The sequence below is a fragment of the Fusibacter sp. QWL-12 genome, assembly GCF_058683495.1.
Window position 1 is genome coordinate 679,684 of the sequence record NZ_CM178745.1, and the last position, 13,104, is coordinate 692,787.

The 13,104-nt window shown below is 37.5% G+C and carries 10 protein-coding genes; all 10 read right to left on the reverse strand.

Annotated elements, in window-relative coordinates:
• Positions 1-351 precede the first annotated feature (351 nt).
• Entirely contained in the window at positions 352-1,641 is a 1,290-nt protein-coding gene (gene eno / locus AC4PID_RS03720) for a phosphopyruvate hydratase (protein ID WP_492134222.1), read from the reverse strand.
• A 132-nt stretch (positions 1,642-1,773) separates the two neighbouring features.
• Positions 1,774-3,300, reverse strand: coding sequence for a 2,3-bisphosphoglycerate-independent phosphoglycerate mutase (gene gpmI / locus AC4PID_RS03725; RefSeq protein ID WP_492134223.1), 1,527 nt, complete (start codon positions 3,298-3,300; stop codon positions 1,774-1,776).
• Between the two features lie 10 nt (positions 3,301-3,310).
• Entirely contained in the window at positions 3,311-4,057 is a 747-nt protein-coding gene (gene tpiA, locus AC4PID_RS03730; RefSeq protein WP_492134224.1) for a triose-phosphate isomerase, read from the reverse strand.
• Between the two features lie 9 nt (positions 4,058-4,066).
• A complete protein-coding gene (locus tag AC4PID_RS03735; RefSeq protein ID WP_492135353.1) occupies positions 4,067-5,263 on the reverse strand; it encodes a phosphoglycerate kinase in 1,197 nt (398 codons plus the stop codon).
• 71 nt (positions 5,264-5,334) lie between these two features.
• Positions 5,335-6,393 carry a type I glyceraldehyde-3-phosphate dehydrogenase gene (gene gap / locus AC4PID_RS03740; RefSeq protein WP_492134225.1) on the reverse strand — a complete coding sequence of 353 codons (1,059 nt, stop codon included), beginning with the start codon at positions 6,391-6,393 and terminating at the stop codon, positions 5,335-5,337.
• A 19-nt stretch (positions 6,394-6,412) separates the two neighbouring features.
• On the reverse strand, positions 6,413-7,468 hold the full coding sequence (locus AC4PID_RS03745) for a sugar-binding transcriptional regulator (protein WP_492134226.1): 1,056 nt from the start codon (positions 7,466-7,468) through the stop codon (positions 6,413-6,415).
• A gap of 264 nt (positions 7,469-7,732) precedes the next feature.
• Positions 7,733-9,142, reverse strand: a complete 1,410-nt coding sequence (rpoN, locus tag AC4PID_RS03750) for an RNA polymerase factor sigma-54 (RefSeq protein WP_492134227.1) — start codon at positions 9,140-9,142, stop codon at positions 7,733-7,735.
• A gap of 242 nt (positions 9,143-9,384) precedes the next feature.
• Positions 9,385-10,350 (reverse strand): ABC transporter permease, encoded by a 966-nt coding sequence (locus tag AC4PID_RS03755; protein ID WP_492134228.1) that lies wholly within the window; start codon positions 10,348-10,350, stop codon positions 9,385-9,387.
• On the reverse strand, positions 10,350-11,519 hold the full coding sequence (locus AC4PID_RS03760) for an ABC transporter permease (protein ID WP_492134229.1): 1,170 nt from the start codon (positions 11,517-11,519) through the stop codon (positions 10,350-10,352). Before AC4PID_RS03760 ends, AC4PID_RS03755 begins: the two co-directional genes overlap by 1 nt.
• Positions 11,509-13,056 carry an ABC transporter ATP-binding protein gene (locus tag AC4PID_RS03765; RefSeq protein ID WP_492134230.1) on the reverse strand — a complete coding sequence of 516 codons (1,548 nt, stop codon included), beginning with the start codon at positions 13,054-13,056 and terminating at the stop codon, positions 11,509-11,511. Before AC4PID_RS03765 ends, AC4PID_RS03760 begins: the two co-directional genes overlap by 11 nt.
• Positions 13,057-13,104 lie beyond the last annotated feature (48 nt).

Genomic DNA, 13,104 nt, shown 5'->3' on the forward strand with positions numbered 1-13,104 from the left:
TGTCCACCACGTTTGGGTTGAACATCGCGAAATTTCGAACAGATGCATGTGTCACATGCTTAACATAGGTATTTTACCACACTAGGCTAAAAAAAACAATTAAATCATTTTTGTCTCTGAGAAATCGCGAAATAATTGATGATTGTTTCAAAAAAAGCCAAAGGCTTGGTGGTTGCTTTCCACCAAGCCAAGGACTTTGCATAGGTGTTATCAAAATTTGCTAATTATCTAATTGAGCATGCTCAATATTGATGACAAAAGTTGTAGGGCTGTTGAGGCGTAACAATTTGGGGGAGGTACGCCTTCAACATAGGCACATTTCTGCGCCTTCAATGATAAATGGTTCAGTGATTATCTCAAGTTATAGAAAGCAGACATTCCTGCATAAACTGCGTTATCACCTAATTGCTCTTCAATTCTTAACAATTGGTTGTATTTTTCCACACGGTCAGTTCTTGCTGGTGCACCAGTTTTAATTTGACCAGTGTTCATCGCTACTGCCATATCAGAAATTGTTGAGTCTGAAGTTTCGCCTGATCTATGTGAAGAAATAGTTGTGAAACCAGCTCTTTTAGCCATTTCGATCGCATCTAAAGTTTCAGTGATTGAACCGATTTGGTTTAATTTGATTAAGATTGAGTTAGACGCTTTTGTTTGGATACCTTTAGCAAGTCTCTCTGTGTTAGTTACATAGAGGTCATCACCAACGATTTGAATTTTGCTGCCTAATTTCTCAACCATTAATTGCCATGCAGCCCAATCTTCTTCAGCGAAACCATCTTCGATTGAGATGATTGGATATTTTTCTACAAGACCAGCATAATAATCCACTAACTCAGCAGCAGTAAATTCTCTGCCTTCGCTAGCTAAAGAGTATTTGCCAGTTTTTTCATCGAAAAGCTCATTTGCAGCAACGTCAAGCGCTAACTTGATTTGCTCGCCTGGTTTGTAACCCGCTTTTTCAATTGCTTCCATGATTACTTTTAATGCATCTTCGTTAGTTGGTAAGTTTGGTGCGAAACCACCTTCATCGCCTACACCAGTAGCTAAGCCTTTAGACTTAAGAACTGCTTTTAATGAATGGTAGATTTCTGCGCCCCATCTTAATGCTTCTTTGAATGAAGTAGCGCCAACTGGCATTACCATGAACTCTTGGATGTCCACGTTGTTATCTGCGTGAGCACCACCGTTCATTATGTTCATCATTGGAACAGGAAGTGTTTTAGCGTTTGTTCCACCGATATATTCATAAAGTGATAAGCCTGTAGATTCAGCAGCAGCTTTTGCAACAGCGATCGATACACCAAGAATTGCATTAGCGCCTAATTTACCTTTGTTATGAGTACCATCAAGTTCTTTCATGAACTTATCGATACCTACTTGATCAAATGCATCCCAACCTTCGAGCTCAGGAGCGATGATGTTGTTTACGTTATCAACTGCTTTTTGAGTACCTTTACCAAGGTATCTACCTTTGTCGCCATCTCTTAATTCAACTGCTTCAAAAGCACCAGTAGAAGCACCTGATGGTACTGCAGCTCTACCCATTGAGCCATCTTCTAAATAAACTTCTACTTCAACTGTTGGATTACCTCTTGAGTCAAGTATTTCTCTTGCATAAACATCTGTAATTACTGACATTTTGCTTACCTCCATCTTATTTTTTGGATTGCCATTAAGGCTATATTGATCAGATAACCATTTCGTTATCTATAAAACAATTTTTCAAACGGAAAGCAACTGATTTAACAGATAATTGCTTTAACGATTGACTTACTTAATGATAATTGAAGAACCCGTCATCTCTTTAGGTTGATCTAATCCCATCATGTCTAGCATCGTTGGTGTCAAATCACTTAATTTGCCACCTTCTCTTAACTTGGCCATGCCAACACCACCAACAATACATGGTACTTTGTTCGTAGAGTGAGCTGTCATTGGTTCACCTGTTTCAGTCAACATTTGCTCTGCGTTACCATGATCTGCAGTAATAATGAAGTTGCCACCTTTTTCATTTAACTTGGCAACGACTTTACCCACACATTCATCAACGACTTCAACCGCTTTTACTGCTGCAGAAATAATGCCTGTGTGACCAACCATATCTGGATTTGCATAGTTAATGATGATTAAATCATAGAAATCACGGTCAAGCGCTTCTAATAATTTATCTGTCATTTCATAAGCTGACATTTCAGGTTTTAGGTCGTAGGTTGCGACTTTTGGAGAGTTGATAAGAACTCTGTCTTCACCTTCGTTTGGCGCTTCAACACCACCGTTGAAGAAGAAAGTTACATGTGCATATTTCTCAGTTTCAGCAATTCTAAGTTGCTTTTTACCAAGCTCAGCCATGTACTCACCAAGAGTGTTGTTAATCGATTGTGGCTTATATGCGATTTCAATGTTCTCAATGGTTTTATCGTATTGAGTAAATCCAACATACTTAGTTTTAAAGTAAGTTCTAGCAAAACCTTCAAATTCTACATCGACAATTGCTCTAGTGATTTCTCTAGCTCTATCAGGTCTAAAGTTGAAGAAGATAATTGCATCATTCTCAGCTACTTTAGCAATTGGCGTACCGTCTTTAACGATCACTGTTGGCAGTATAAACTCATCCGTTACACCCGCTTCATAAGATTTTTCGAAAACTTCTACTGCATTAGTAGCCGTTTCGCCTTCTCCTTTAACGAGCATATTGTATGATTTTTCGATTCTTTCCCAACGTTTGTCTCGGTCCATCGAATAATATCTACCCGAAACCGTCGCTATGACACCATAATTGATCTCAGCCATGAAAGCTTCAAGTTCCTTAACATAACCAATTCCACTTGTTGGAGAAGTATCTCTACCATCCATAAATGCATGTACATAAATTTGTGGTACACCAACTTCCTTCGCCATTTTGATAAGCGCTTTAAGATGGTCGATATGGCTATGAACGCCACCATCAGATAAAAGTCCCCAAGTGTGAAGCTTAGTACCATGCCCAATTGCATAATTCATAGCAGCTAATAGCTCAGGATTTTCAAAGAAATCACCATCTTGAATGGATTTCGTGATTCTTGTAAGTTCTTGGTAAATAATTCTACCAGCACCGATATTTAAGTGTCCTACCTCAGAGTTACCCATTTGTCCATCTGGAAGACCGACATCAAGGCCACTTGCAGCGATAAGTGTATGTGGATATTCAGTTAACATTCTGTCGTAGTTAGGTGTGTTAGCAAGTTCGACTGCATTACCAGTCCCTTTACCAGCTTGTCCCCAACCGTCCATTATGATCAACGCTGTTGGTTTTTTCATAAGTGACTCCTTAAAAATTGACGAGTTTCACAAAGTCAGTTGGTTCTAAGCTTGCGCCACCAACGAGTGCACCATCGATATCTGATTCGTTCATGATTTCTTCTACGTTAGAAGGTTTAACACTTCCACCGTATTGAATTCTAACTTCTTCAGAAACTTCGTCACTATAAATTCCTTCGAGTACTTCTCTAATATAAGAGATAACATCATTTGCATCTTGGCTACTTGCTGTTTTACCAGTTCCGATTGCCCAGATTGGTTCATATGCGACAACAACTTTTGTTGCATCTTCAGCAGAGATGCCTTCAAAAGCTTTTTCAATTTGAACTTTACAAAGCGCTTTAGTTTCACCAGCTTCTCTTTGCTCAAGGGTTTCACCACAGCATAAAATTGGTACTAAACCTTTAGCAAGCGCTTTGATTACTTTTTTGTTGACGGTTTCATCTGTTTCAGCAAAGTATTGACGTCTTTCTGAGTGACCGATAATGACATGTGTCACACCGATATCTAAAAGCATATCTGCACTTACTTCTCCTGTGAAAGCACCTTTATCTTCGAAATGCATATTTTGTGCACCGATTTTAACGCCAGTTCCTTTAGCAGCTTCAACTAAGCTTGGTAATAATGTGAAAGGTGCACAAACAAGTGCTTCAACATCTGTACCTACGATTTCGTTTTTTACTGCATTAATAAATGCAACGCCTTCAGCAACTGTTTTGTGCATTTTCCAGTTACCAGCGATGATTGGTTTTCTCATGGGAACCTCCTATTTGTTGTTTAATGCTTCTATACCTGGTAATGCTAATCCTTCTAAGAATTCTAAAGAAGCACCGCCACCAGTCGAGATATGTGTCATTTTATCGCCAAATCCTAAAGTATTAACTGCAGCAGCACTATCACCACCACCGATTACTGTAGTTGCATCTGAATCAGCTAATGCTTTAGCCACTGCAATTGTACCAGCAGCAAAGTTAGAGAATTCAAATACGCCCATTGGTCCATTCCAAATGATTGTTTTTGATTTTGATGCCACTTCTGCATATTTAGTAGCCGTTTTAGGACCGATATCAAGACCCATGAAGCCTTCTGGAATATCTAAGCCTTCAGTTACAACAGGTTCTGATTCATTGCTAAACTCTGCAGCTACGATGTGATCCACAGGAAGTAGTAACTCAACACCTTTAGCCTTAGCATCTTCGATCATTTTTAGTGCATAGTCTAATTTATCTTCTTCAACTAATGATTTACCGATTGTATAGCCTTGTGCTTTTAAGAAAGTATAAGCCATACCACCACCGATGATTAATGAATCAACTTTGGTTAATAAATTTTCGATGACTTTAATTTTATCAGAAACTTTTGCGCCACCTAAGATTGCACAGAAAGGTCTCTCTGGGCTGTCAACTGCTTCTCCTAAGAACTTAAGTTCTTTTTGAATTAAGTAGCCACAAACAGAAGTTTCAACGAAATCAGTAACGCCAACAGTAGAAGAATGTGCTCTGTGAGCCGTTCCAAATGCGTCATTTACAAACACATCTGCAAGTGATGCCAAGTCTTTAGAGAAAGCTTCACCATTTTTAGTTTCTTCTGCTCTGTATCTTGTATTTTCAAGTAATACCACATCGCCATCTTTCATTGCAGCGACAGCAGCTTTTGCCTTTTCACCAACAACTTCAACTTCAGCTGGAAAAACAACTTCTTTTCCAAGAATTTCTGAGAGTCTTTTTGCAACAGGTGCCAATGTGTATTTTTCTAAATTGTCTGCTTTAGGTTTTCCTAAATGTGAACAAAGAATGACTTTTGCACCTTGATCCATTAAGTATTTGATAGTAGGAAGTGCACCCATGATTCTGTTTTCATCTGTAATAACATTTTCTTTTAATGGAACATTAAAATCGACGCGTACTAAGACTCTTTTACCTTTTACATCGATATCTTCAATCGTTTTCTTATTAAACATGATAGGCCTCCGATTCATACATGAATGAACCCTGACTAAGTCAGGGTCCAAAATCAGACATAGTCCGAAAAATATTATTTGCTAGACATGAATTTTAATAAATCAACAACTCTGTTTGAGTAACCCCACTCATTATCATACCAAGATACGAGTTTGAAGAATCTCTTTTCGCCTTTAAGGTTGTTTTGTACAGTTGCTAATGAATCATAGATAGAAGATCTTTTATCGTGGATAAAGTCTGTTGATACTAATTCTTCGTTAGCATAGCCTAAAATACCATCAAGGTAAGTTTCAGAAGCTTTTTTGAGTAATGCATCGATTTCTTCGATAGAAGTATCTCTAGCAGCTGTAAAAGTAAGGTCAACTACAGATACTGTAGGTGTAGGAACACGGAATGACATACCAGTTAATTTACCTTTAGTTGAAGGTAATACTTCACCTACTGCTTTTGCAGCACCAGTTGATGATGGGATGATATTGATTGCAGCAGCTCTACCACCTCTCCAGTCTTTCTTAGAAGGACCGTCAACAGTTTTTTGAGTCGCTGTATATGAATGGATTGTAGTCATAAGACCAGTTTCAACACCGATACCTTCTTTTAAAAGAACGTGTACAAGTGGTGCTAAACAGTTAGTTGTACAAGAAGCATTAGAAACGATATCATGCTCTTCAGCTACATATTCGTTTTCGTTAACACCCATAACGATTGTTTTAACATCGCCTTTACCTGGAGCTGAAATGATAACTTTTTTAGCGCCTGCTGCTAAGTGACCTTTTGCAGCTTCTGAATCAGTAAACAAACCAGTTGATTCGATTACGTATTCTACGCCAAGCTCTTTCCAAGGAAGATCAGCTAAGTTTCTTACTGCTTGGATACATTTTGTTTCTCTACCGTTAACTACGATAATATCTTCTTCAGCAAGCTCTGGGCTAGATTTTTTAGTTGAGATTTCACCTTTAAATTTACCTTGAACTGAATCATACTTTAATTGATATGCAAAGTAATCTGCATCTGTTGCCATATCTACTACTGCAACTACGTCAAACTCTGTTCCTAATAAACCTTGTTCTGCCATAGCATTGAATACAAGTCTACCAATTCTACCAAAACCATTGATTGCGATTCTTTTCATCTCTAATTCCTCCTTAAATTTATAAAATCTCTTGGATTTTTTTAGCTGTTCGCTCATCTGTTACGAGAACGAGATTTGGGTTTACCTTGCTAATGGCGATAATAGCATCCGCTTTATCGACACCGCCTGCGACAGCAATCACATTCTTAAGATTTTTAAATATATCCAAATCAATACCTATGGTACTGATTTCATGAACAATTTCACCATCCTTGTTGAAATAATAGCCAAATGATTCTGCAACGGCACCTTTGCTTAAGATATCATCAATCTCCTCTTGAGCAAGTACACGTCTATTGGCCATTACGCTTGCTCTACCAATCCCAAATAAAAGAACGTCGAGCTTTGCAATATTTCCAAGTATGCGTTTAATATTAGGTTCATTCTTAAGTTCTTCTATGGTCGCTCTCGATAGATTATCCTGCGTGTAGAGAATCTGGTACTGTGCGCCAAGCTTTCCAGCTAGCTTTTCAGCAAGCGTATTAGCCTGATACTCACTTTTATTACCAAGACCACCTCTGGCTGGTACTACCATAATTTCACTACTGTCCGCATGCACCCAATCACTCTTATACCCATTAATTACTTTTTCTATCGAAGAACCTCCGGTTAATCCGATAATCATTTTTGGATCGATCAGTGTGCTGAGATACTTAGCAGCTTCATAGCCGATTTCATTAAGTGATACCTGTTCATCTTGGATACCAACTGATCCTACAATAACACGCTTAATGTGTAGTTTTTTTGCAAGTTCTTGTTCCAAGATATTAATGCCGTTAATTTTATAGAAGACACTTGTTAAGGCTTCTAAGACCTCATGGCCTTTCTGAGTTAAGCGCATGCCATCTGGATAATAATCAATCAGATTATTGTCTTTCAGAATATCGCACTCTCTTCTAACCACGCGTTCTGTATATCCCATCGTTCCTGAGAGCATTCTTCTTCCCACAGGTTGATTAAACTTGATGTTGTTTAATAAGTTAAATCTCAGCGGTAACAATTCTTCCATTTCAGGAAACGCATATTTGAGAACAAATATTAAGTTTTCTTGATCGTCGTTTCGCTTCGCTTCCATTTTATCACCATCGTTTCGGGATGTTTTTTAACCAAAGTAATTTTTTTTGTCCCAAGTAGGGCTAAAAAAAAGACTTACTTACAAAATTATTATACCACTCGAAAAATAGATTACAAGGTGTTTTTGATAAAAAAATTATTTTTTTGTCCCGCTTGGATAAAAAAAGTCCCTATCGTTTAACAAACTCTATCTGATTACGTATTTCCAAGGGATTGTTACTTTTTTGACAGAGAAAAACCAGCACATAAATTGTGTGCTGGTTGACTAAAATCGTTTCCTCTTAGATGATGGTGGTATGTTTAACTCATCTCGATATTTCGCAACGGTTCTTCTTGAAATATTAATACCTGTCTTATTGAGTTCATCAGATATATACTGATCACTCAAAGGCTTCTTAGTGTCTTCTTTATCGATCATTTCTTTCATGACCAATTTTACGCTTTCTGAAGAAACCCCTTCACCACTGGCACCTTTTACACCACTTTGGAAAAAGTACTTTATCTCAAACAACCCGTTTGGACACTGCATGTATTTTCCATTAACCGCTCTTGATACAGTTGATTCATGTACTTCTATCTCATCAGCTATATCCTTTAGATTTAATGGCTTTAGGTATAGTAATCCTTTTTCAAAGAAATCATACTGGTACTCTACAATCGCTTTACATACGCGATAGATGGTATTTCTCCTCTGTTCAATGCTCTTAATGATCCTAAGTGCGGATTGCAAATTTTTAGTCAAATACTCATTCGTCAAAGAATCCCTTGTAAATTGATTTAACATATTCTTATAAAATCCATTTATTTGAAGTCTTGGCGACGCACTTTCATTAACATTAACGACATACTCATCCTTTAGTTTTTCGACAAAAACATCTGGAATAACGTATCTGACATCTCTTAATGAACTAAACGATCTACCCGGTTTTGGTTCTAATGTTTTTATATAATCATAAGATGACTGCACGCGTTCAGCTGTTTCATTTAATTTTTTAGCGATTTGAGCAAACTTCTTCTCACCCAATTCTTCTAAGTGATCAGTGACTAAAGTCTCTTCCAGACTTTCCTCATAGCCTTGTTGGTAAAGTTGAATTAACAAGCATTCTTTAAGACTTCTAGCACCTACGCCAGGAGGATCAAATGTCTGTACAAGCCTTACAACCTGCTCAATTTCTTCGTTTGAACGATTGAACAATATCATAGCTTCGTCATTGTTCATTTTCAAGTAACCATTATCATCGATATTTTCTATTATATATTCCCCAATCCGCATTACGTCATGGTCAAGCTTGGAGAATTTAAGTTGCATCAGCAAATAGTCTTTAAGATTTTCTTCATCTGCAACAAAATTATCGTAATTGATGTCGTTATCTGAATTATAAGTGGTATTCGCAATTGGTCTGACATCGTCAAAATAATTGACCATGTCTTCCCAGTCCATTTCTTGTTTATCCCCTTTATCAAGATCGTATTCGAACTCTTGTTCAGCCTTATCGCCATAGAGTTCTTCATCAGATTCTGAGGCAGTTCTTTCAAGAATTGGGTTATTTAATAACTCCTCGTTGATAAACTCATTTAACTCAACTGCATTGAATTGTAGGATTTCTATCGCCTGTTTCAATTCAGGGGTCATGATGAGTTTTTGAGTTTGAATCAGATTTAGATTAAAGTTCATCTTCATATCGAGTACCGTCACATCCTATTTTGATTCATATATTCGAACGACATAATAACGCTATAATTATACCAAATTACCTTGTAAAATGATAGCTTTTCAAATAAAACAGAGCAGTCGTGCCAATATTAAGCTTCCGACTGCTCTATAAAACAAATATTAATTTCAGTTATGGTCTACATAATAGACCACAGAAGGTAGGTTCACTAAATTTACTAGCATTAAACTCAACATAAAACATATTATCTCTTAGCTTTATCGTAAGGAATTCCTTCTGCTTTTGGTGCTCTTGATTTTTTAGATGTAAATGCAAGAACAACCATAGTCGCAACATAAGGTAGCATTTTGTAATAAGTTTGATTGATACCCAAATCATTTAAGAATGGAATCAATGCAATCGAATAAGCTAACGTTCTCAAGAATGCAAAGAACAATGCAGCAAATAAGATTCTGATTGGTTTCCACTGACCAAAGATCATAACGGCTAACGCCAAGAAACCGAAACCAGCTACCCCTGTATGCCCACTGATATTTCCGTCTAGGATCCCTACAGAATAGAAGAAACCACCGATACCGCCAAGGATACCAGAGAGACTTACACCTGCATAACGCATCACGTAGACGTTAATCCCAACTGAGTCAGCCGCTTGTGGGTGTTCACCGCAGGCTCTGAGTCTTAAACCAAACTTCGTTTTATAAAATACGATAACAGCGATTGCAAGTAATACAAAGCCTATAACAACCGTTAAATATGTTTTTTGGAAAAACATTTGACCGATCACTGGAATATCACCTAAAATAGGCATTTTTCTAATATAGAACGCCATATTTGTCGTAATACCATCACTGTTAAAGAACATTTTTGAAAACAGCAATATAGCAGCAGGAATCATCATGTTTAATGATGTACCCGTGATTGTTTGGTCTGCCTTCATTGTAACTGCAGCAAAAGACAATAGCAATGAATATACCAAGCCAGCTACTGCGGCAACAACCATACCCATTAGTAAAATTACTTGTGGATTAATATCCGTCTTTTGAACATTATACACAAACAATGCGCCAAAGAAGGCACCGAATAACATAATCCCTTCAAGAGCGATGTTAATAACACCACTACGTTCACTAAACATACCACCTAATGCAACTAAGAGCAAAGGGATTGCAACTGGAAGCATATTTTGAATTAAATAATAAATCGTATCCATTATTTTGCCTCCTTATTTGCAGTTGTCGGTTCAGCATTCGCATTTGCCATTTCAACTTTTTTGCCAAATTTAGATTTAACAAACTTAGCAAATGCTGAGTTCATAATCATAGCAAACGCAGAGAAGTAAATAATAACCGCGATAACAACATCGATGATTTCAGGTTTAAAACCAACTAGGTTAGCAAGCGATCCACCTCTTTGAATATGAGAGATGAAGATTGCAGAGAATATGATTCCTATCGGATTTGAACTACCTAGTAAGGCAACGGCAATACCATTAAAGCCGTTAGCTGCTATGATGTTAATTGGTTCATAAGTCATACTGCTACCTGCAATTGCAGAAGGCGCTAATATAGCAAATGCACCACCAAGGCCTGCAAGTCCACCAGCGATTATCATAGTGACAACGATGTTTCTTTTTCCCTTCATACCTGCGTAATCCGCAGCCGTTTTATTAAATCCAGTTGCTTTTAGTTCATAACCAAACGTCGTTTTTTGTAATACGACAAATAATAAAACTGCTACTAAAATTGCAAAAATAATCCCTAGGTTAACGTTTGAACCTTCAACACCGAGCGACGGAATTTGTACGGTTGATGGTAAATAGTTAGTTCTTGATTTGCTCGCGATATACATCGTCGCATTTCCTTGAACCCACATATCTACTAAATACATTCCAATATAGTTGAACATAATTGAAGTAATTACCTCATTTACGTTTAATAAAGCCTTAAATATACCTGGGATAAAGCCCCAAATCATACCGCCGATCATTCCGGCTAATATCGCCACAACCCAGTGAAGCCCAGCTGGAAGGTCCACCATAAAGCCTACATATAAGGCAAAGAACATACCCATTGTGTACTGACCAGATGCACCGATATTAAATAGACCCATTTTAAATGCAAAACCAACTGCTAAACCTGTCATTAAGATCGGTGTAGCAAAGTAAAGCACATCTCCGAATCTACTAAAACCGCCAACCAATACGTATCTAAAGCCAGCCATTGCCTTTGATGGATTTGCTAAAGTCATTACAATTAAACCAAAGATAAGACCCAAAGTGATTGCAAGTAAAGCTGCTGTAAAAGCAGAAAACCCTTTAGTTTTAGTAATTGATCTAAAATCAAATCCTCTTTTTTGTGAAGATTTATTATTATCCTGCATGGTTAGTCTCCTTTACAGTGTTGCGTTTTGCACCCGACATATACAAGCCCAATTCTTGAACTGTTGTCGTCTTAGGATCGAGTTCTCCTACGATCTCACCCTCGTACATTACAAGTATTCTATCACTAACGTTCATAACCTCTTCAAGCTCTAAAGATACTAAAAGAACACCTTTACCCGCATCGCGAGTCGCAACAAGTTGTTTATGAATGTATTCAATTGCTCCGACATCAAGTCCCCTCGTCGGTTGTACAGCAACTAACAATTCATGCTTTTTATCTATTTCTCTTGCGATAATCGCTTTTTGTTGATTACCACCAGACATGCTTCTAACAACTGTAATAGGTCCTTGACCACTTCTTACGTCAAATTGCTTAATTAAGCCCTCAGCATAATTTCTTACTTCGTCAAATTTAATGAAGCCTTTCTTCTGAAACTTTGATTCCCAATATCTTTGAAGAACCATATTTTCTTCAAGTGAGTACTCTAACACCAAGCCATGCTTGTGTCGATCTTCAGGAATATGACTCATACCTGCAATCGAGCGCTCTCTAATAGAATACTTGGTAATGTCTTTTCCACAAAGATGAATACTACCTTCAGTCATTTTCTCAAGACCAGTCAGTGCAGCGACAAATTCCGTCTGACCATTACCCTCAATACCTGCTAGACAAACAATTTCACCTGCACGTACATCAAAAGTAACCCCTTTAACAGCATTATTTTTATGGAGCTTAGATGCAACCGTTATATTATCTACAGATAACACAACTTCTCCCGGCTTTGAAGGCGCTTTATCGACACTAAAGCTGATATCTCTACCAACCATCATTCTCGATAATTCCTCTTTAGTCGTATTTTTTACATCTACCGTTCCGATATATTTACCTTTTCTTAAAACCGTACAGCGATCTGCGACTTCCATTATTTCGTTTAGTTTGTGAGTAATAAACAAAATAGATTTTCCTTCTTCTGCAAAGCCACGCATGATCTTAAGGAGCTCCTTAATTTCTTGAGGCGTTAATACAGCAGTTGGTTCGTCAAATATGAGTATTTCATTTTCTCTGTATAGCATCTTCAAGATTTCAACTCTTTGTTGCATACCTACAGAAATATCTTCAATCAGTGCATCTGGGTTGATGGCAAGCCCATATTTTTCACTGAGTTCTATCACCTTTTTCTTTGCTTCTCTTCTTTCTATGAAGCCCATTTTGTTTGGTTCTACCCCGAGAATGATATTTTCCAGCACAGTGAAGATCTCAACTAATTTAAAGTGCTGATGCACCATTCCGATCCCAAGTGCGTTCGCATCATTTGGATTATTAATCTTAACTACTTCACCATTTTTGCGAATCTCGCCCTTTTCAGCCTGATATAAACCAAAGAGAACGCTCATGAGAGTTGATTTTCCAGCACCATTCTCACCTAATAGAGCGTGAACTTCCCCTTTTTTAAGATTTAAGGTAATATTATCGTTTGCAATAATACCAGGGAATTCTTTTGTTATATTTAGCATTTCAACAATATAATTTTCCACTTTGACCTCTTCTTTTCTAATAGAATTCTCACAACAGACGCTACATTG

Coding starts and splice junctions, on each gene's coding strand:
- eno (WP_492134222.1), bottom strand. CDS start 1,641: ATGTCAGTAATTACAGATGTTTATGCAAGAGAAATACTTGACTCAAGA.
- gpmI (WP_492134223.1), bottom strand. CDS start 3,300: ATGAAAAAACCAACAGCGTTGATCATAATGGACGGTTGGGGACAAGCT.
- tpiA (WP_492134224.1), bottom strand. CDS start 4,057: ATGAGAAAACCAATCATCGCTGGTAACTGGAAAATGCACAAAACAGTT.
- gap (WP_492134225.1), bottom strand. CDS start 6,393: ATGAAAAGAATCGCAATCAATGGTTTTGGTAGAATTGGTAGACTTGTA.
- AC4PID_RS03745 (WP_492134226.1), bottom strand. CDS start 7,468: ATGGAAGCGAAGCGAAACGACGATCAAGAAAACTTAATATTTGTTCTC.
- rpoN (WP_492134227.1), bottom strand. CDS start 9,142: ATGAACTTTAATCTAAATCTGATTCAAACTCAAAAACTCATCATGACC.
- AC4PID_RS03755 (WP_492134228.1), bottom strand. CDS start 10,350: ATGGATACGATTTATTATTTAATTCAAAATATGCTTCCAGTTGCAATC.
- AC4PID_RS03760 (WP_492134229.1), bottom strand. CDS start 11,519: ATGCAGGATAATAATAAATCTTCACAAAAAAGAGGATTTGATTTTAGA.